Source organism: Peribacillus sp. ACCC06369, assembly GCF_030348945.1.
Classification (GTDB): Bacteria; Bacillota; Bacilli; order Bacillales; family DSM-1321; genus Peribacillus.
This window is the reverse complement of the sequence record NZ_JAUCEN010000002.1, coordinates 4,305,588-4,325,606: the sequence shown is the minus strand read 5'-3', so window position 1 is coordinate 4,325,606 and position 20,019 is coordinate 4,305,588. Positions and strand designations below refer to the sequence as shown.

At 39.6% G+C, this 20,019-nt stretch carries 18 protein-coding genes; 10 read left to right on the top strand and 8 right to left on the bottom strand.

All coding sequences use genetic code 11. The annotated features are described in order from the left end of the window. Window positions 1–105: 105 nt before the first annotated feature. On the top strand, window positions 106–1,305 hold the full coding sequence (locus QUF78_RS21930) for a phosphoglycerate dehydrogenase (RefSeq protein WP_289326328.1): 1,200 nt from the start codon (window positions 106–108) through the stop codon (window positions 1,303–1,305). A 255-nt stretch (window positions 1,306–1,560) separates the two neighbouring features. On the opposite strand, the gene QUF78_RS21925 is transcribed toward QUF78_RS21930, so the two are convergent. The 5 genes from QUF78_RS21925 to QUF78_RS21905 form a co-directional block, all read right to left on the bottom strand. Next, window positions 1,561–1,728 (bottom strand): hypothetical protein, encoded by a 168-nt coding sequence (locus QUF78_RS21925; RefSeq protein WP_289326327.1) that lies wholly within the window; start codon window positions 1,726–1,728, stop codon window positions 1,561–1,563. Continuing rightward, window positions 1,725–1,886, bottom strand: coding sequence for a hypothetical protein (locus QUF78_RS21920; RefSeq protein WP_289326326.1), 162 nt, complete (start codon window positions 1,884–1,886; stop codon window positions 1,725–1,727). Before QUF78_RS21920 ends, QUF78_RS21925 begins: the two co-directional genes overlap by 4 nt. 451 nt (window positions 1,887–2,337) lie before the next feature. Continuing rightward, the gene (locus QUF78_RS21915; protein WP_289326325.1) at window positions 2,338–2,820 is read right to left on the bottom strand and encodes a hypothetical protein; all 483 of its coding nucleotides are present in this window, start codon (window positions 2,818–2,820) and stop codon (window positions 2,338–2,340) included. A gap of 216 nt (window positions 2,821–3,036) precedes the next feature. Further along, a complete protein-coding gene (locus tag QUF78_RS21910) occupies window positions 3,037–3,507 on the bottom strand; it encodes a FixH family protein (RefSeq protein ID WP_289326324.1) in 471 nt (156 codons plus the stop codon). 27 nt (window positions 3,508–3,534) lie between these two features. Beyond that, window positions 3,535–4,878, bottom strand: coding sequence for a PepSY-associated TM helix domain-containing protein (locus QUF78_RS21905; RefSeq protein WP_289326323.1), 1,344 nt, complete (start codon window positions 4,876–4,878; stop codon window positions 3,535–3,537). A 398-nt stretch (window positions 4,879–5,276) separates the two neighbouring features. On the opposite strand from QUF78_RS21905, the gene QUF78_RS21900 reads away from it, so the two are divergent. The 5 genes from QUF78_RS21900 (at window position 5,277) to QUF78_RS21880 (ending at window position 10,841) form a co-directional block, all read left to right on the top strand. After that, window positions 5,277–6,338 carry a M4 family metallopeptidase gene (locus QUF78_RS21900; RefSeq protein WP_289326322.1) on the top strand — a complete coding sequence of 354 codons (1,062 nt, stop codon included), beginning with the start codon at window positions 5,277–5,279 and terminating at the stop codon, window positions 6,336–6,338. 32 nt (window positions 6,339–6,370) lie between these two features. Then, entirely contained in the window at window positions 6,371–6,688 is a 318-nt protein-coding gene (locus QUF78_RS21895) for a protealysin inhibitor emfourin (protein ID WP_289326321.1), read from the top strand. Window positions 6,689–7,184: 496 nt separating this feature from the next. Continuing rightward, window positions 7,185–7,745: a competence protein ComK gene (locus QUF78_RS21890; RefSeq protein WP_289326320.1), complete on the top strand. Its 561-nt coding sequence runs from the start codon at window positions 7,185–7,187 to the stop codon at window positions 7,743–7,745. 725 nt (window positions 7,746–8,470) lie between these two features. Next, window positions 8,471–9,784, top strand: a complete 1,314-nt coding sequence (locus QUF78_RS21885; RefSeq protein WP_289326319.1) for an Nramp family divalent metal transporter — start codon at window positions 8,471–8,473, stop codon at window positions 9,782–9,784. 79 nt (window positions 9,785–9,863) lie between these two features. Beyond that, window positions 9,864–10,841 carry a 2-hydroxyacid dehydrogenase gene (locus tag QUF78_RS21880; RefSeq protein ID WP_289326318.1) on the top strand — a complete coding sequence of 326 codons (978 nt, stop codon included), beginning with the start codon at window positions 9,864–9,866 and terminating at the stop codon, window positions 10,839–10,841. Window positions 10,842–11,063: 222 nt separating this feature from the next. Here QUF78_RS21880 and aspA read toward each other — a convergent pair whose 3' ends face one another. Continuing rightward, the gene (aspA, locus tag QUF78_RS21875; RefSeq protein ID WP_289326317.1) at window positions 11,064–12,500 is read right to left on the bottom strand and encodes an aspartate ammonia-lyase; all 1,437 of its coding nucleotides are present in this window, start codon (window positions 12,498–12,500) and stop codon (window positions 11,064–11,066) included. Window positions 12,501–12,520: 20 nt separating this feature from the next. Continuing rightward, window positions 12,521–13,792 (bottom strand): cation:dicarboxylate symporter family transporter, encoded by a 1,272-nt coding sequence (locus QUF78_RS21870; protein ID WP_289326316.1) that lies wholly within the window; start codon window positions 13,790–13,792, stop codon window positions 12,521–12,523. Between the two features lie 205 nt (window positions 13,793–13,997). On the opposite strand from QUF78_RS21870, the gene QUF78_RS21865 reads away from it, so the two are divergent. Both QUF78_RS21865 and QUF78_RS21860 read left to right on the top strand, forming a co-directional pair. Continuing rightward, on the top strand, window positions 13,998–15,269 hold the full coding sequence (locus tag QUF78_RS21865; protein ID WP_289326315.1) for a sensor histidine kinase: 1,272 nt from the start codon (window positions 13,998–14,000) through the stop codon (window positions 15,267–15,269). Further along, window positions 15,266–16,186, top strand: a complete 921-nt coding sequence (locus QUF78_RS21860; RefSeq protein WP_289326314.1) for a response regulator — start codon at window positions 15,266–15,268, stop codon at window positions 16,184–16,186. Before QUF78_RS21865 ends, QUF78_RS21860 begins: the two co-directional genes overlap by 4 nt. 175 nt (window positions 16,187–16,361) lie before the next feature. Here the strand turns inward: QUF78_RS21860 and QUF78_RS21855 are convergent, their stop codons facing one another. Next, a complete protein-coding gene (locus QUF78_RS21855; protein WP_289315057.1) occupies window positions 16,362–16,619 on the bottom strand; it encodes a zinc ribbon domain-containing protein in 258 nt (85 codons plus the stop codon). 251 nt (window positions 16,620–16,870) lie between these two features. On the opposite strand from QUF78_RS21855, the gene QUF78_RS21850 reads away from it, so the two are divergent. Next, the gene (locus tag QUF78_RS21850) at window positions 16,871–17,038 is read left to right on the top strand and encodes a hypothetical protein (RefSeq protein ID WP_483313862.1); all 168 of its coding nucleotides are present in this window, start codon (window positions 16,871–16,873) and stop codon (window positions 17,036–17,038) included. Between the two features lie 460 nt (window positions 17,039–17,498). Further along, on the top strand, window positions 17,499–19,841 hold the full coding sequence (gene helD, locus QUF78_RS21845) for an RNA polymerase recycling motor HelD (RefSeq protein WP_289326313.1): 2,343 nt from the start codon (window positions 17,499–17,501) through the stop codon (window positions 19,839–19,841). Window positions 19,842–20,019 lie beyond the last annotated feature (178 nt).

Here is a 20,019-nt window from a genome sequence, read left to right as displayed (position 1 = left end):
TACAGAGGATAGTAAAGGTTTAGAGAATGCAGATTTTTACGGATTCAAAATCTTGTCAATATTTTGAAACTTCAAAACTATCATAACCAAAGAGGAGCAAACAAAATGAGCACAGTACTTTTAGAAAAAGTCAAAACGATCAAAGCGTTAAATAATATTGCCGAAAGCGGGCTAAATGTATTCAACAAAGGCGATTTCAAAGTCGACAATGACAGTGAAAACCCTGATGCGATCGTGCTTCGCAGCTTTAACATGCATACTATGGAATTCGGCGATCAGTTAAAAGCAATCGCAAGGGCAGGGGCAGGAGTCAATAATATTCCGGTCGACAAATGCACAGAGCAAGGAATCGTCGTTTTCAATACACCTGGAGCTAACGCAAACGCTGTAAAAGAAATGGTGCTAACTTCATTAATGGCTTCATCTCGTAACCTGTTTGCCGGTGTGGCCTGGACAAAGACGCTGGAAGGCGAAGGAGAACAAATTCCAAAGCTTGTAGAAGCAGGAAAGAAACAATTCGTTGGTAAAGAAATCAAGGGAAAAACTCTTGGCGTGATCGGTTTAGGAGCGATCGGTGCACTTGTAGCGAATGATGCCCTGGATTTGGACATGGATGTCATTGGGTTTGACCCGTTCATCTCTGTTGATACAGCTTGGAACTTGTCCCGCAATGTACAACGCGCCATGACAATTGAACAATTGTTTGCAGAATCTGATTACATTACAGTACACGTTCCATTAACTGATGACACTAAAGGAATGTTTAACCAAGAAACATTTGGCATCATGAAGCCTGGCGTACATATCTTGAACTTCTCACGCGGCGAGCTAGTGAATGAAGCGGATATGGAAGCGGCACTTGAGAGCGGGAAAGTTGGCAGGTTCATCACCGACTTCCCGAATGAAAATGTGTTGAAAATGAAAAATGTCGTTCCAATTCCGCATCTTGGTGCCTCTACACTAGAATCAGAGGAAAACTGTGCCATCATGGCAGCTCGTCAGTTGAAGACCTTTTTAGAAACAGGGAACATCAAGAACTCTGTGAATTTCCCGAATACTGCCATTCCTTATACAGGAAATCGTCGTGTGGCAACTTTCCACGAAAACGTTCCTAACATGGTTGGGCAAATCACACTGGCTGTATCTGGCTTTAATTTGAACATCGCTGACATGGTTAACAGAAGCCGTGGGGGATATGCGTATACGATCATCGACATTGAGGGTGAAGTAAACGGCGATATCATTCCTGGTTTGGAAGCAAAAATCAAACAAATCGAAGGTATCGTCACAACTCGTATTATCTAATTGGTACCGGAAGATAGATGATAAATAGTGAAAGCCTCAATTCCTTTAAGGAGTTGGGGCTTTCTTTAGGCTTTGTTAATGTTTTTGAACAAAAAAAGCCACTTATTGTGGTGATCATATTAAACTGACTCACGTGTTGAGAACGAACTCAGCCTGGCTCGGGTTATGCCGTGCAGCTCGATACAGTCAGTAGAAGTCAAAACTTCTTCCATCACGAATTGTTTAAGATCGAACTTCTCCAAGATTAAAAATCTGTCATGGTTTCACTTCCGTTTCTTCTTCATAATGTACAAACAACATCAAGTAGATTGCGAATAGAAGATGCAAATAAAGTGGAATATTCTTATCGTTTTGAATGACAACAAATATGAAAATTCCATATAGCAAAATTGGAATGGTTAAAAGGATTCTGAGCTTAGTCACATGTCATCCTCCCATTTATCCTCAAATATTAATACATCAAGCATTTGAGCCACTTGAAAATCCTTTTCTGCAATTGCATTTATTAAACTTGTACAATTATTTTCCCTAAGAACATCTGCTAATAATTGTAAATCCATTGTCATTACTGCTGGTTTCATAGTGTCCCCCTTCTAATTTACCAAATATTCTGTCAGTTCTGTTATTACAATAGTATGAAGTACAGGGAAAATGCTGTCAATCAATATTCCATCTGTACTCATTTTGAGTTAATGGATTCAAAAGTTATCTACCAAAATCACTATCTCATATATTAATCTGCATAGTTAGATAGTCATTGGTGTGCCTCCTTGCATCCGTTCACTTCAGCGCATCGCCTTTTCCGTTTGGGAAAGGGTTTATTTTTTGCCATCCTATGTGGGCATCGGGATTACATCAAAATGTAATATCATGATGGGAAACATTTGAAAAGATGAGGTATCAGAAAAGTAATCCCTAAATTCTCAACCAACCTGTCAGTTCAATAAGGCTTTTGGTAATTTGCTATAGGAAAGAATCGTCCCTAGGAAATACAGAGACGATTCACACCCTTTCTACACAGAAAGGATTTCCCTATGTTGTTCTGCCCCAAAAATTCTGATACTGATGAAGGATATTCGATGTTAAAAAAGCTCCAACAGGAGGTAATTGCTCGGCATAGGTATTACCACTAACAGGAAATTCATTCAGAGCTATATCAGTAGTGGCAATCCACGATCCAGACTCACCTGCTTGTAAAGAGGGAGGCTTCATAAGAAAACGTCCGCGTAAAATAAAATGTCGAACTCTAATCTGGAAATCATCAATAATGGTTAAGTTGCCAGAGAATGTGGCATAAGGTGAATCGAATGTGAGTTGTTTGGTGCTTTCATTCCAGAAGCCATTAATCGGAATAGGTGTACCACGAAAATTAGCCGTACCACTTACTCTATTATCTGTAATGGAGTTAATGTTAAGTGTTCCCCAAATAATCGTTCTGCCAGCTATTGAAGAGTGGATACCCCATACAGATGGGAATGGAAAGCTAACCGTAGCAGTTCCCTGTGAAGTTACCAATGCTATGCCCTCCCTTAAAGTTTGTTTATGTTCTGAGGAAGCTCCCTTGTTTATAGGAACAATCCAGTATATGCGGCACGAGCAGAATAATCCAATAAATAAAGGTGAAGCATTACATACCCTGCCTGTAACTGCATCCTCTCCTAACCATCGTGGTAAACAAATATCCATAAAAAATCCGGTCTTCAAATGAAAACCGGATTTCAAATAAATTTATTAATGATGATGTTCATGACTTTCTTCTTGTTTTTGGATCCCTTTTTGCAAGAATTTCAATTCACTTTCAGACAGTTTTCCTACGATAAACTGTTTTTGAGGCATAATGATTGAACCATCGTTACTAGCATGTACTTTTATATAGTATAGGCCATCACTATCAAAGTTTTTACGTAAAGTATAAGTGCCGTTTACCTCTTCCTCAGCTTGTTCCATACTATATTTGAGAGAGCCATCTTGTTTCCATATCTCAAAATGAACATAATCTGCGTTTTCAACCTTTTTACCACCTTGAGTAAGAACAGCCTTTATCGTCTCCTGTGTATTAGCTGAAAAGGATGCTGGTATAATTATTTCAGCTTCAAGTGGTGTTTCTTCTTTGTATAGATTAGTGACATCCTTTTCAAGTGAACACGCACTTAACAATAGGCTGAAAATAAAGATTAAAGAAATACATATATATTTTTTCACGGCAAAAACCACCCTTTACATTTCGAATTATGCATTCAAAAACTTCTTAACTGCAGATATTCGTTTAATAATTAACCAGTCAATTAGCCAAACAACAATAAGAGACAAACCAACCAAAGGAAACAAAATTCCTAGACCTATTAACAGAAATAGAAAGAATCTCATGTTCTTTATAGGAGGAGCTTTTGGTGCACCTAATCCTTTTTTCGGCTTTCGCTTCCACCATAAATAAAATCCACTAAATGCAACAAGGATAATTCCTAAACAAATAAGAAGGCTGATTATTTGATTAATCAAACCAAATTGAGTCCCTTTATGCAAGGTAATCCCCCAAGCAACTATTTTTCCTATTAAACCGTAATGATCATAACGATAATCAGCTAGAACAGCACCGGAATATTGGTCAATATGAATAGTTGCTTCATCTTGTGCTTTCGGTGGAAAAGCTGACAATGTATAAACGCCATCCGTTTCTTTTGGAATATTAATGCTATAACTTCGATGCATACCCTCACGATTCGCTATCGTGACTACATCATCAATGGACAGTGGGATAAAACCTTGAATATCTGAGATAGGTACATCTAAATTTTCTGCAGCCCAAGGAACATCTGCAATGTCTTTTGTTTTAATTAAGGATGTTGGAGCACTTCCTGTCCATATGGAAGGAGGATACCCAGATCCGGAATTGGTAGCTAACGATTGAAAATTACTTCCCCAAAAACCTGACCAAGGCAAACCTGTCATAATTAAAAATAACATTCCTGCTGATATCCAAAATGCAGGTACTGCATGTAAATCTCTTCTGAAAGTATTTTTCCCTTTATTTATTCTTGGAAAAAGAACACCAGAAAGACTTAGCTTATTTTTGGGATACCATAAATAAAGACCAGAAACTATTAACACAACTGCCCAACACGCAGCTAACTCTACAATTCTATCTCCCAAGGTGCCAGCCATCAGTTCACCGTGAATTTCCTCGATTTTATCCATAATTCTGTCTTCATCATTTAACTCTCCAATAGATTTACCTGTATAGGGGTCTATAAAAATGGTAAGAGACTCATTATTAGTAGTAATGCTCACTTCGCTTGAACGGGAGGCATTTTCTCCGGGATGATATTTTGTCACCACTGCATCTGGGTATAGCTTCTTCACTTTCTCAATCTGCCGAGATGCTGGTAATTTATCTCCTTGCGGTGTTACCTCTTGGTAGTCTTGATAAAGTACTTGTTCAATCTGTGGCTTAAATAAATAGATTGAACCAGTAACTGCCAGAATGATAAGTAAGGGTGCAAAAATAATTCCAGCGTAAAAATGCCATCTCCATACTGTTCTATACAGAGCGGCGTTTGGTTGTTTAGTTTCCATTTATACAGGACCTCCAAGTAGTACTATTAAATTCACCTATATAGATGATAAAAGAAAGTTGTGAGAAAAATATGAAATTTATTCAAAAAAAGGAAGTTTGAATTTGTTAAAGATGAGATGGTCATTCCAAATAAGAAGAATAACTGGAACAAAGGAGCGAACGTAATGAGAAAGAGTTTGCGATTGGTAGAGTTGGAAGGAATGGAGGGAAATGGGGTAAGTGCGGCGAAAGTAATCTATAGAATGTCTTGAAGATAGGAAGAGCAGCGAGACAACAATGTAAACGGATCAGAGATAAACTGCTAATGAAGATGAAGACAAACACATTAAGGGAAGCAGCACACTTGAAAAAAGAAACTGTAATAGATCGTAAAAAAAATCATGGAGGGGTGTTAAATATGCACAAAAGAGATTGTTCCAAATTGAAGTGTCAGTGTTTCATTGTACCTAACTATATTCTTGAGAATTTGGCACAAAATGAAGTGGAAGAAGCACGGATCAGTTTAGCGAAAAGCCGTCAAATGCGCAGGCGCAGAATTTTGAAAGAATATGATATTGACGGGGTTGTTGCTTTAACTGATGCAGGATCTGGGCGTCATGGTGAATCTGCCCGCCATGTTTATGATTGTAAAGGAGGAACCAAGCTCCGGGAGAATGAGGCTAGGAAAGAAGGAGATCGATCAAGTGCAGACTCGGTAGTTAACGCTGCATACGATTATAGCGGAGTTGTGCGTGATTATTTCAAGGATGTCTTGCACCGTAATTCAATTGATAACCAAGGCCTTGATATCATTCTGAACGTTCATTATGGGAATAAATTCACGAATGCCTATTGGGACGGGGATGAAATGGTATTTGGTGACGGAGATGGGGTCATCTTTAGCAATTTTGCCAATTCACTCGATGTAATCGGACACGAACTGACACATGGGGTTACGCAGTTCACAAGTGGATTGGAGTATGAAGGTCAGTCGGGGGCCTTGAATGAACATCTTTCGGATGTGTTTGGAATTGCCATAAAACAATTTCATTTAAAGCAAACAGCTGGTGATGCCGATTGGCTAATCGGTGCTGATATAATGGGACCAACACTGAAAGGACAGGCCCTCCGTTCGATGAAAGCACCAGGTACTGCATTTGACAATAAGTTGATGGGTAAAGATATTCAGCCAGATCACATGAGGAACTTCTATAAAGGAGAGCGGGATAATCATGGTGTCCATATCAATAGCGGCATACCCAACAAGGCCTTTTATCTAGTATCCATGGAGATTGGAACGGACAAAGCGGCTTTGATCTGGTTCAATGCAATGCAAAATTTATTTGCAACGGCAAACTTCAATCAATTTGTACAAATAGTCATCAAGGCAGCACAAAAACTTGTTGATAGCGGAGAAGTTACCAAAACAGCCATAGAGACAATCGAAAATGCTTTTAAAGCGGTTGGACTGCCTGAGTAGTCATATTCGATGAATAGGAGGCTTCATCTACAATGCATATCAAATTTAGCTGCATGGGGGGAATGGCCAACCTCGACTTGAATTTTCAGATAGATACAGATGAATTGCCGAAGGAGAAAAATGAGGAATTACAGAACTTAATGAAGACAGCGGACCTTCCTAATGCTCAACTAAATAAAATGGCCGGAGCTAAAGCTCAAGGGTTTGACTCGTTTTCATACCAGCTGGATATAGCTGATGAAAAGAAGAAACAGTCTTTCTCATTTACTGACACAACAGCTCCAGAGGCAGTTCGGCCCTTGTTGGATTACTTACGTAATTTGGCCATTGAAATAAAGATGGCAGAATGAAATGAAGGTAATGAAAGAAGGTCTATCTACTCAGATAGACCTTTTTTTACGTGGTTTTAAAACTTCACAAAAATGTCATTTTATTTCACTTTTTGTATGGATTTTGGCAGTTAGTTCTCTAAATGGACACAGATTAACAAGGAAAGATCGATCTAGAGCAGAAAGCTTGAAAAGGAAATTGGAAAGTATGGCCGTTTGATGGCAAATTGTAAAGAGTTAGCTATCAAACAGGTAATGGAATCACAAAAAGGGAACGAATTTTGCTAGAGGTAAAATCAGAGCGATTTTACAAAAAATGCATATAATAGGATAATGGTCGCATAGAGGTGAAGTGAATGACATCTCATGAAATGAAAGTGACGATAGCCAGAAATAAAAACCCCTAGGTGAGTACGTCCGGGAAGACAATCACCTAAGGGCTTGCGAGCAGGAGTATACCTGCCTCTATATCCAGTATACTCCAAGAAAGTGAATAGTAAATGGGGGAGTGAATGGAATGATGATCCGAAAAAATTATTTAATGAATATGGAAACGGTGGGAATGATGGAGCGTTACGATTCGAATGGTGCCGAGATGACCATGGTAGTGGAAGGAGAAAACACATTCCATGTTGCACAACCGCGCCAGGAAATCCTGAATAACACGCTAAACCACTTTGGATTGGACCTTGACGGCGGGCTTGCAGCAGCAAAATCCGTGCTTGGCGGAAAATACAGGCTGCCCGTCTGTATAAACGCCCAGCTTGGAATGGTCTGGTTCTCCTCCCGCTCTTTCCGGAAAAGAGGAGGGGTCTGGTTTTCCTACATCCACATTCGTGATTTAGAGGAAATGAACGAAAAAGAAACAATGGTCCACACAAACTATGGACATTGCCTTCCTGTATCCTTAAGCAAAAATCAGCTCGCCTTCAAAAGGGACCAAGCATCCTATCTGCATACCACCTTCCATGGACGCTCTTTAGGCAAAAAAACCTTTTATTACGAGCCGGGAAGCGGAATCACCTTTTGCAAAGAACCTGGTGAGGTCCATTACAGGGTGAAAGGGAAGGAAATCTAGCCAAGGAAAATGTAAAGGTAGACCACCTGAATTAGCCATGAGAAACAACTTAAAGGAGCATGATTTCATTTGAAATCATGCTCCTTGTTATTATTGATTGGAAAAGTGACAACAATCCAATGTAATAAAATTCACGTCAAACATCTCACTCTAGGTACTGTTATTTGTTATTTTGTGATAACGTCGTTTTATAAATTTTCCATTTTTACAAAGAAAGATTTGCTTGTTTAAGAGAATGTAAAACGTAAAAAGTCTGACTCCATTAAATATTGGGAGTCAGGCTTTTTTACTTTCTAAAAAAGTAATTTGTTTCTAAGAGAATGTATGGATTGGAGAAAAGAATATTCGAGAATTTTTGAGGCTGCCAGTCTGAAAGATAGCGTCCTGATTTATCAACTAATTAGAAAGGTCATGAGGCTTTTTATGGTTTTATTTTAAAGAATATTCTAAAATTTATTATTGACTTACATTTTAATTTGTCTTACAATTGCGTTTGTAATAGTCGAAACATTCAATTAAATGGAAGGGGAGCTTTTTTAAGGAGCTGATTCACTTCAACATGAAGCATGACAACATCCTGAGTGTAAACTCTATGTCAATTCCGGAATCATATTTTCAGAAAGTTTTGTCATATTTTCAATATCTGTATGTCTTGAGTAAGCCATTTATTTTTTACTCAGGGAAATGAAAGCGAATACATACTCTTTGGGATGGAGTTGAAAAACTTGAAAAATCAATCTAATCTTGCTGAATCTACTGTAATGGCTCCTGAGTTCGAAAGTAGGAAACAAAATTTTTTCACGAAGTTTAAAACAGCTTATGGTCCAGGAATACTTGCCGTATTAACGTGGCTTGGAGCTGGTGATCTGGTGACTTCTTCTGTTGCCGGGGCAGATTATGGATATAGTTTAATGTGGATTTTAGCTTTATCATTAATCCTTCGTTTTCTTATCGTTAATATCATTGCTCGGTTCCAGCTTTGTAACACAGAGGGGTTAACCATTCTTGAAGGATATGGACGTATTCATCCATTTTTCGGTTACTTTATGTTTGGTTATGCATTAATAATGGGTCATCTTTTTAATGCATATATGATTAAGGGTGCGGGAGAGGTATTATCGACCCTGTTCCATGTTAATCAGCCATTCTTGGCTTCAATGGTAGTTGTAGCATTAGTTTTCATGCTTATTGGCAGAAATATTTATAATAGAATTGAAAGTGTAATGAAAGTTCTTTTGGCATTATTGACGATTGCCTTCTTGTACCTGGCCATTTCAGCAACACCGGATGTGGGGCAAATCATTAAAGGGACGGTCGGTTTTAGCATTCCAAGTGATACTGGCGTTCATGGAGCATTATTGGTGGCGATTTCAATTATAGGTGCAGTGGCAGGATCCATTTCGAACTTTGTTCATCCATATTTCATGAGAGAAAAGGGTTGGACGAAACCGAGTCACGTCAAGGTTCAAAGAAATGATTTACTGTTTGCCATCGGAGTTTGCATTGTGATCAATTTGGCCATTTGGGTTGTAGGTGCAGAAATTTTAAAACCAAATGGAATTCATGTGGAAACGATTGATGATTTGGCAATGGCATTACAAATGTCGTTAGGGCAATTTGGCTGGTACATTTTTTATCTTGGTGTATTTGGCGTATTGTTTGCGAGTATAGTAGGGAAGTCAACTGGTTTTCCAAGATTGATTGTAGACGCCTTTTACGTAATTAATAAGGACCGACGCGAAAAGTACAATGGGAAATATGAAAAAGATCCAATGTATAAATGGATTACGATTTTTGTATTAGTTACTCCAATCATTTGGTCCATTCCTGGCATGCCTGGTTTTATTGCATTGACAATTGGTGTAAATGCAATAAACATAATCGGTTTCCCTATTATCGCAATAGGAATGCTTGTACTATCAAATCGAAAAAACTTGATGGGTAAATATAAAAATAATTGGTTCGAAAATATTGTTCTGACCCTAGCCTCCGTTTTAGCGGTCTGGTCAGCAGTCCAATTGGCTCTTACCTTTATTTGAAATAATGGTAGATTATAGTTAGGGGATTTGTCTGCTTGGGTAATGAACATCAAACTTTATTCGAAGTGAGGGATCAATGATGAAACCGAGAGTAATCATTTATAAGAAAGTGGATCAAGAAGTGTTGGATTATATTCAAAAGACATGTGATGTCGTATATTTTGAGGGTCTTGACTCACAAAATCATCCTGAATTCCTTCAAGAGTTGAAGACAGCACAAGGGATATTAGGTTCAGGATTAAAAGTGGATAAAAGTTTACTGGATCAGGCACCGCAATTAAAAATCGTCTGTAATTCGTCGGTTGGTTACGACAATCTGGATGTAACAGAGCTGTCCAATCGGGGAATTATGGCTACGAATACTCCTGAGGTATTAAATGAGACAGTCGCCGATACGATTATGGGCTTGATGTTATCCACAGCGAGAAGAATGCCAGAGTTGGATCAATTGGTGAAGTCAGGGCAATGGACATCGAATATCGGGGAAAAATGGTTTGGGGTGGATGTCCATCATAAAGTATTAGGAATCATCGGAATGGGAGGAATAGGATCTGCCGTTTCAAAGAGGGCTCATTTTGGGTTTGGCATGAACATTTTATATCACAACAGATCCAGAAATGAGGAAGCGGAACAAAAGTATGGGGCTACATACTGTTCAATGGAAGATCTGTTAAAGCAGTCTGATTTCGTCTGCTTAATGACACCGCTCACTCCCCAAACCGAAAATATGATGGGGGAAAAAGAATTCAAACTCATGAAGGAGTCCGCCATCTTCATCAATTGTTCAAGAGGGAAAACAGTGGATGAAGAAGCCTTGATCCATGCGCTAACAACCGGTGAAATTCACGCGGCAGGACTGGATGTCTTTGTACAAGAGCCCGTCAAGGAAGACAACCCATTGCTTTCCATGAAGAATGTTGTCACTTTGCCTCATATCGGTTCCGCAACATATGAAACCCGCTTGAAAATGGCGATGCTGGCCGCAACCAACCTTGTTGCCGGATTACAGGGGGAAACTCCGCCTACCTTAATTAAAGCTGGTGTAAAGGTAAAGTAATTTATAAGGAATGAATTACGCTGGATAGTCCTTTATGGGGCTATCCAGTTTTTCAATTCCGGATTATCCAGTATTTTTACTCATCCTGCAAAGCAAAAAAAGCCCTCTCTATAAAAGAGGGCTTCAGGGAGTTCGGATTTACTGTTTTCAGAAATCCTCATTGGATTTCAAAACAACTGGAGTTATTCATCAACCGCAACTGCCATTCATCAAAATCGGAAATTACGATCTGTCGAACAGCTCAGCCCCGGAAATACCTGGGTTTGTCATCTCGTAAGGATTTAAAATAAGATCAAGCTCTTCCTCTGTTAACACATCATACTGGAGGCATAGTTCACGTACTGATTTTCCCTTTAAAATGGCTTCCCGTGCGATACGGGCTGCCACTTCGTATCCAATATGCGGATTAACAGCCGTGATAATCCCTACGCTTTTTTCCACATTCTCTTTTAGACGGTCTTCGTTTGCTTCAATATCCACCAGACAGTAGTCTGTAAAGGCACGGAATGCATTGTTCATAATGCTGATGGATTGAAGCAAATTGAACACAAGCACAGGTTCCATCACGTTCAGTTCAAGCTGACCCGCTTCAGATGCCAGGCAAATGGTATGGTCATTGCCAATAACCTGGAACGCTACTTGATTGATCATTTCAGGCATGACCGGATTGACTTTTCCCGGCATGATGGATGAACCTGGCTGACGAGCCGGCAAGTTAATTTCCGCAAGGCCCGCACGGGGACCTGAGGCCATTAAACGTAGGTCGTTCGCAATTTTGGACATATTCATCATACATATTTTCAATGCAGCAGAGACTTCTGTATAAGCATCTGTATTTTGTGTCGCATCAACAAGATGCTCGGCCCCGACAAGCGGAAGCCCGCTAATATCCGCCAAATGTTCAACCACACTTTCGATGTAGCGAGGGTCTGCATTTAATCCTGTTCCCACAGCCGTTGCGCCCATATTTATCTCATATAAATGCTGGCGTGATTGTTGAATGCGTTTAATATCCCGCTCTATTACACGGCTATATGCTTCAAACTCTTGACCAAGACGGATGGGCACTGCATCTTGAAGATGTGTCCGTCCCATTTTAATCACATGGTCAAATTGTTGGGCCTTTTTCCTGAAGATAGTAAGCATATATTCCATCGTATTCAACAATTTTTCTAGTGAAATAAGAGTGGCGATATGAATCGAGCTCGGGAACACATCGTTTGTTGATTGTGACATGTTCACATGGCTATTAGGACTTAATTGAACATAGTCCCCTTTCTCTTTTCCAAGCAATTCGAGTGCACGGTTACCAATGACTTCGTTTGCGTTCATATTCATGGATGTACCTGCACCGCCCTGGATGGGGTCCACGATAAAATGATCATGCCATTTGCCTTCGATTACTTCGTCTGCTGCCTGAATGATCATCTTACCAAGACCATCGTACAAACGTTTAGTATCCATATTTGCTAAAGCCGCTGCTTTTTTCACGATAGCCAATGCTTTAATCAATTCTTCATGAATGCGATAGCCTGTAATCGGAAAGTTTTCGACTGCACGCAATGTTTGGATACCATAGTATGCATGCACTGGTACTTGTTTTGATCCTAAGAAATCTTTCTCAATACGTACGTTATGATTTATTTGGACTGTTGACATCGTGTTTCCCCCTTTATAGTTTATGCTACGTCTGATTGTTTAATAGAATCAACGTAATGGTCTGCTTTTTCCTGGTCAAATTCGCCTTCCCACTTCGACATGACAATCGCCGCCAATGAGTTCCCCACGACATTAACCGCTGATCTTCCCATATCCAAAATTCGGTCGATACCGGCAATGAACGCAACACCTTCCACCGGCAGTCCCATAGAACCAAGTGTTGTTAAAACAACAACGAATGACGCACCCGGAACGCCAGCCATTCCTTTTGACGTTAACATCAGTACTAGTAACAACGTAATCTGTTGTGTAATGGATAGATCAATACCATACATTTGTGCCACGAAGAGTGAAGCAAGTGCCTGATATATCGATGAGCCGTCTAGATTAAACGTATAGCCTGTTGGAATAACAAAAGAAGTAATGGACTTCGGGCAGCCAAACTTCTCCATTTTGTCCATAAGCCTTGGTAATACCGACTCTGAACTTGCTGTTGTAAAGGCCAAAATCAGTTCATCCTTTAATACTTTCAGGATAACGAAAATGCTTGTCCCAGACATTTTCGCGATAATTCCAAGAATGACGAACACGAAGAATACCATCGTCACATAAACGGCAACGACTAGGTTCCCTAAAGGAATTAAAGTTGCGATGCCAAATTTAGCAACGGTTACACCAATGAGTGCAAATACGCCAAAGGGGGCAAATTTCATGACTAGATTCGTCACCCAAAACATTACTTCCAACACACCTTCAAAGAATCCTAGAATAGGCTTTCCTTTTTCGCCTATCGCAGCCACACCTAAGCCGAATAAAACAGAAAAGAAGATAATCGGTAATAAATCCGCTTGAGCCATTGATTCAAATACATTTTGAGGAACAATATGAGAAATTGTTTCTCCAAAGCCACTGCTTCCAGCCGTCTTTGTTGTTTCTTCATATTTTGAAATATCGCTTTTTTCAAGATTGCTTGTATCTAAACCAGCCCCCGGATGGAACAAGTTTGCCGCCAGTAATCCAATGACAATGGCAATTGTGGTGACAATCTCAAAATATAGAAGAGTCTTCCCGCCTAATTTTCCTAGTTTTTTAATATCGCCGACTCCCGCAATGGAGACTACTAATGCAGCCATGACAATCGGGATGACAATCATTTTAATTAAATGAATGAAAATATCACCGATAGGTACCATAATGGCCATGGCTGTTTCATTACCATGGAATAAAGCACCGACAACGATACCTAGTACAAGTGCAACAAAAATTTGAGTAGCTAAGCCAAACTTTTTCATTTAAATTCCTCCTATGATAGTTGCATTATTGTTAACGCTTTCAATTTTTAGATTATTTTAAGTTTATGATCATCCTACTGGAACCTACTGAAACCTACTGATACTTACAAGGGCCAGAAAAAATAATAATTTCAGTCAAAACCCTTCTCTCCTTTTTACCATTTCATGTGTTATGTTTTTACTATAGTGACTGGGAGGGACCGTATTGAAAAAGAGGATAAGGATATTACTATTGATTATGATTGCGGTGCCTCTGGCGGGTGAATTCAAGTTTTATCCATTCGATGATACATTCAGAGTCAGTTTGGGAACCCCCGTATTTTTCTTGTTTTTACTATGGGGGAGGGGAATCCACCCGATTATTGCAGGCATATTAACGGGGATGAGTGTGTTTGTTTTTCGTTTTTCACTGGCTGTCGGGATACGGGACATATCTGTTGAGGAAGCGATGTATCTTTATGTTCCAGCCTTTTTCTATTACTTCATCTACGCGTTCGCATTTCATAAAACGAAATTGAACGAACGGCACAATCAGCCGTTTATGATCGGACTTTTAGGGGTATTGATCGAGCTTTTTGCAAGTGTATCGGAAATGATGATCCGTTCTTTCTTGGCGAATCAGGGCACACCCTTGCTAGCCATGGACCAACTCGTTTTAATCGCCTTTATTCGAAGCTTTTTCGTCCTCGGCTTTTTTAATATATTAAAGCTGAGAGAAGCAAAATTCGCAGAAGCGGAGCAGCGCATGCAAAAGGAACAAATGCTGCTTTTCATTTCAAGTTTGTATGAAGAATCGGTTCAACTGAAGAAAACGATGCAAAATGCGGAAGAAATCACCCGCACTTGTTATGACTTTTACCGTCGGTTAAAATCAGAGGGGACTAATGGAAGCGATGCGCAAACTGCGTTGCAGATTGCCGGTCTCGTGCATGAAATCAAAAAAGATAACCAGCGGATTTATGCGGGGCTGTCGGAACTCGTGTCTTCCGAAAACCTGCAGGAATATATGAATATCGAAGAGCTTGGTAACATCATGATCGTGTCCAATAGACGATATGCAGAGTCCCTTCGCAAAGATATTTCATTTTCCTTGCATATAGATGGTGACCATCCGCCCTACCATGTATATATGGTATTATCATTAATAAATAATTTATTGGCCAATGCAGTGGAAGCCATTAAAGAAGAGGGGGACGTATCACTGCATGTGAAAAGGAAAGATCAATTCGTGGAGTTTTGCATCAGTGACAATGGCCCCGGCATTGCACCGAAGCAGAAGGAACTCATTTTTACAGCAGGATATACAAAGAAATTCGATGCGGCGGGAAACCCTTCGACGGGAATCGGTTTATCGTATGTGAAACAAACTGTTGAAAAATTTGGAGGACATATCAGGCTAATGGATAACTATAAAGAGACCGTATTCATCGTAGAACTTCCGATTGATGCGATTATGGAGAAAGGGTTAACGAAATGAATTATTTCATTATAGATGACGATCCTGCCATTCGAGGAATGCTGACAGAGATGATTGAAGATGAAGATTTAGGAAAAGTGGTAGGAGAAGCAGAAGACGGATCGCTAGTGAATAATGGCTTGCTGTTTTTAAAAAAAGCAGACGTTGTCCTAATTGATTTGCTCATGCCAATAAGGGACGGAATTGAAACGATCAGGGCTCTTGCTGATGGATTTCAAGGGAAGTTTGTGATGATTTCGCAAGTGGAATCGAAGGAACTGATTGGAGAGGCGTATAGATTAGGGGCGGAATACTACATTACAAAACCGCTGAACCAAGTTGAAATTTCAAGCATATTAAACAAAGTAAATGAGCGAATACTGGTGGATCAATCAATCCAGGGCATTCAAAAATCGTTGAACGTTTTTACGGGCCGCCCGAAGTCTTCGAAAGTGCCCTCCTCCCATACAAAAAATATTATGGAAGCCGGACGTTCCTTAATTTCCGATTTAGGTATGATTGGCGAAGGGGGAAGCGAGGATTTACTAAACATTTTAGGATTCCTCCAAAATGAAAAGCAAAGACTCGGTTCCGCCTACACGTTTCCATATTTAAAGGAAATTTTTGCAGGGATTGCTGCTGAAAAGCTGGGAGATCAGGCGAAAGAGGCCGAAATCCAGAAAGAAATGAAAGCTTCTGAGCAGCGTGTCCGTCGCGCTCTTAACCAGGCCCTCATCCATATCGCTTCATTAGGATTGACAGATTATTTGAATCCAAAATTCGAAGCCTATTCATCCACATTTTTTGATTTCTCGGAAGTCCGCAAAAAAATGCTGGAGCTGGAAGACAAGAGCAAAAAAGTAAGCAGCCAGAGCCGTAATAACATGAAAAAGTTTATCCAAGTGCTGTTTATGGAAGCAAGACAGATGATGAAATAATAAACCAGAAACACAAGTGAAATTGATTGAAAATTCACAAAAAAATAATAAAGACAAATCCGTTTATATGGATTTGTCTTTATCACTTTTTTCTTCGTATTTTTTATGAACAGTATGACTTTCTTTCAAATCTACAGAAAAAGATAAAAAAGTTATTCGTTTTCTAATAGTTTGACTAATGCCATCGCTCTAACTTTGGTATTCCTCTAGTAAAAAACTTAGCAATAAATTTAGGCATTTTCATATTTTCCATCAAATGATTTTGAACAAATTTTTGCATTTCTATCGCAGTAATATTTTGAGTGAATTCACCATTTATATAACAATGACTACAATATTTAGTACTTTTACTACCATCTTTTTCAGTTCCTCCACCTAATTCATCTTTAGAGAGCGGCATTCCACAACTCTGACATGTTTTATATCTTTTCATTATAAATTCTCCTACAAAAAGTTTTAATCTAAACAAATTATAAGGCAAGAAATTATGAGTAGAACTGACTGAAGTTTGGGACAAGCCCCACATATGTAGGACAAATCCATCAGGCAAGCCTTTTTTGAATCGTTCTGTTTAATTGACAATGCATGCAGATAAGGAGGCAGTAGAATTACGGATTACAGAAAGAAAGGAACTCGTCTTTAATATAGACCAGATCGGTCATAATATACTTGGAGATGAAGGAAATGAGTAAAAAGATAGGAAGCGCCAGAATCGCACCAAGTGTTAACCCGCAAGGACATGGAAAAGATGTCGAATTCTCCACAGAGCCAAAAAGCGAGCTTGAAAACAAGCAAAAAGGTCCAATACAAAATAAGCGGTATACGGGTAAATTAAGGTCACACTTCATATGAGAAAGCCCTTCTCTATATCGAGAGGGGGCTATTGTAATCCTCTTATAAGGAGGTTCTGATCATCATCTGTATGCAGGTGTAGGACAATATGAATCACAAGTCATCGATACTACGAGTCAAACCGTTGATGAGAGTGTCGTAGCTACCATGAAATCAGTGAGAGCGAAGAAATGGGGCCTTCGAATATGTAAATGGACAAAAAAATAACCAGCCATGCGACATGCTGGAGTGGTTACTGACATCAAATGTTAAGTTGGATTGTTCCTCCATGCGTTAAAAACGACGGATCTTTCATGGCAACTGTTATGTAATATTCATTGATATAATTCTGGAATTGTGATAAATTAGTATAGAAACACATTTACGAATTATATATAAACAGTTTATCCCTTATTTTAATTATAAGGTTAAACTCACCTCTAGTCAACCCCTAATTTCTTTTTTTGAAGGAGTGTCTGATATGAACAATGAAATTCAGCAGGAGCAAGAACGTTTGGATGAGGTGATAGAAACAATTACGAAGCAAATCAGCAAAATAGAAGGAGAGACTTTACAGCGTAGAAAAGAAGTTGTTAATATCCGGAAACACTTTTGGGATGACCTCAAGGTTAATGTGGATACTTTCGATGATTACCTCGAGACGATCATTGGCTTAAGGCAACAGGCTCAAGACTTGTCACAAAGCGAAGGTGCACATAGATATTCCTTCAAGAGGTTGTCAACACTGCGCCGCATGCAGGGGGCACCTTATTTCGGCCGGATTGATTTAACTGAAGAAGGGGCTTCCCTTACGGAACATATTTATATTGGGACCGCCACCCTTACTGATACAACAGGAGAAAACTTCATTGTCTACGATTGGAGGGCTCCGATTTCGAGTGTTTATTATGACTATCCTCCCGGTCCCGTAGAATACTCTACTCCCGGAGGCGTAATTCGGGGGATGCTGGAGAATAAGTGGCAATATATCATCAAGGGAGGCGTTATCGACTCAATGTTCGATACGAGTCTCACCATTGGAGATGAGATACTGCAGCAGGTGCTTGGTAAGGGGACGGATAAGCATATGCACAGTATTGTGTCCACCATTCAACGGGAGCAAAATAGAATCATCCGGAACGATCGCGGACGTCTGCTCATTGTTCAAGGAGCCGCTGGCAGTGGCAAGACATCAGCTGCCCTCCAAAGGATCGCTTACTTGCTTTATAAGTATCGAGATAGGATTAAGGCCGATCAAATCATTCTATTCTCACCTAACTCCATGTTTAATAACTACGTATCCAATGTACTACCCGAACTTGGCGAAGAGAATATGCAGCAGGTAACATTCCAGGAATATTTGGACCATCGTCTGGCTGACTCATTTCAAGTTGAGGACCCTTATGAGCAATTAGAATTTTTGTTGACTGGAGCGGATCATCCTTCCTATAGCACTAGGGCAGCGAGTATCCGATTTAAGGCTTCAATTCGCTTCTTTGAGATAATCAAAACATACAGTCAATCACTGGAATCATCTGGAATGATCTTTAGAGGGTTCAAGTTCCGAGGAGAAACGCTCGTCTCCGCCAAACAAATCTCAGAAAGATTTTATAACAGAGACACCACACTAAGATTTCACAATAGGATTGAAAAGTTGAAAGAATGGTTATGTGAGTTACTTGATGAAAGGGAAAAGTTTGAATTGAAACAACCTTGGGTCCAGGAGGAAATCGAGTATCTTAGCAAAGAAGACTATCAAAAGGTATATACCTACTTAGAGAAAAAACGCGGCGTTAATGAAGATTCCTTTGACGATTATGAGATGGAGAATAAAATGCTCGCGCGTATGATTGTTCGAAAGAAATTGAAGACGTTACGCAAACGGATAAAAGCATTTCATTTTATCAACATTAAGGGAATATACAAGCAACTTTTTGACGATCAAATACGGATCGAAGTGTGGAATGAGGGTAAAACACCTATCGAAAGGGAAATTTGCTTATCAACGCAAAAAATGCTGGACGAAGGTAAACTGCATTACGAAGACGCGACTCCATTTTTGCTACTGAAGGAGCTAATTCTAGGATTTCAGACAAATACCTCTATAAAATACGTGCTTGTAGATGAAGCACAAGATTATTCTCCATTTCAATTCGAGTTTTTGAAACGGTTGTTTCCTTCTGCAAGGATGACCGTGCTCGGTGACTTTAACCAGGCAATATTCGCTCATGCCAGCGAACGGGTGGATTTCCAGACTCTTACCAGTTTATACGGAATAAGTGAAACCGAGAGTATAACCTTGGATCAAAGCTACAGATCCACAAAGCAGATTATAGAATTTACACGTGAACTAGTTCCTGAAGGCCATCGAATTAAGGCATTCGACCGTGAAGGTGAAAAGCCTGTACTGACCCAAGTCTCCAGCCGTGATGAATTGCACCACAAAATCGTGACTAAAGTCAAAGACTTTCAAAGTCGTGAGTATAATACAATCGCAATAATATGTAAATCTGCTGCGGAAAGTGCCGCTGCATATGATGCCCTTAGTATCATCGGTGAAATTAAACTCGTACAGAAAGGCACAAATGAATATGAACAGGGTGTTGTTGTGATACCGGCTTATTTGGCCAAAGGCATCGAATTTGATGCTGTCATCATTTATGATGCATCTGTGCAAGCTTACGGTGATGAGAGCTTACGAAGATTGTTCTACACCGCATGTACCAGGGCTATGCATAACTTGCAGATATATACGGTTGGCGAACCCAGTCCTTTCTTGCTCAACAACGATGCAACGAAGAGTTTACTTCTGACCCTAGATTGACAAAGAGGGCCCGAATATGGAAAACAACTTTTTTGAAACCTGTGTAGACTTTAGTTCTATGCAGGTTTTTTATTGGGGTACTCTTTATAAATTCCTGATCGCAGGCAGAAGTTCACAGATAGAAAGGACCTCCATTTTAATTTACAACAGTTCGGACATAATATACTTGGAGGTGAAG

What these genes read in the sequence shown, in the direction of transcription:
- QUF78_RS21930 (WP_289326328.1), top strand. Translation starts at nt 106, where the DNA reads ATGAGCACAGTACTTTTAGAAAAAGTCAAAACGATCAAAGCGTTAAAT.
- QUF78_RS21920 (WP_289326326.1), bottom strand. Translation starts at nt 1,886, where the DNA reads ATGAAACCAGCAGTAATGACAATGGATTTACAATTATTAGCAGATGTT.
- QUF78_RS21905 (WP_289326323.1), bottom strand. Translation starts at nt 4,878, where the DNA reads ATGGAAACTAAACAACCAAACGCCGCTCTGTATAGAACAGTATGGAGA.
- QUF78_RS21900 (WP_289326322.1), top strand. Translation starts at nt 5,277, where the DNA reads ATGCACAAAAGAGATTGTTCCAAATTGAAGTGTCAGTGTTTCATTGTA.
- QUF78_RS21895 (WP_289326321.1), top strand. Translation starts at nt 6,371, where the DNA reads ATGCATATCAAATTTAGCTGCATGGGGGGAATGGCCAACCTCGACTTG.
- QUF78_RS21890 (WP_289326320.1), top strand. Translation starts at nt 7,185, where the DNA reads ATGATGATCCGAAAAAATTATTTAATGAATATGGAAACGGTGGGAATG.
- QUF78_RS21880 (WP_289326318.1), top strand. Translation starts at nt 9,864, where the DNA reads ATGAAACCGAGAGTAATCATTTATAAGAAAGTGGATCAAGAAGTGTTG.
- aspA (WP_289326317.1), bottom strand. Translation starts at nt 12,500, where the DNA reads ATGTCAACAGTCCAAATAAATCATAACGTACGTATTGAGAAAGATTTC.
- QUF78_RS21870 (WP_289326316.1), bottom strand. Translation starts at nt 13,792, where the DNA reads ATGAAAAAGTTTGGCTTAGCTACTCAAATTTTTGTTGCACTTGTACTA.
- QUF78_RS21860 (WP_289326314.1), top strand. Translation starts at nt 15,266, where the DNA reads ATGAATTATTTCATTATAGATGACGATCCTGCCATTCGAGGAATGCTG.
- QUF78_RS21855 (WP_289315057.1), bottom strand. Translation starts at nt 16,619, where the DNA reads ATGAAAAGATATAAAACATGTCAGAGTTGTGGAATGCCGCTCTCTAAA.
- QUF78_RS21850 (WP_483313862.1), top strand. Translation starts at nt 16,871, where the DNA reads ATGAGTAAAAAGATAGGAAGCGCCAGAATCGCACCAAGTGTTAACCCG.
- helD (WP_289326313.1), top strand. Translation starts at nt 17,499, where the DNA reads ATGAACAATGAAATTCAGCAGGAGCAAGAACGTTTGGATGAGGTGATA.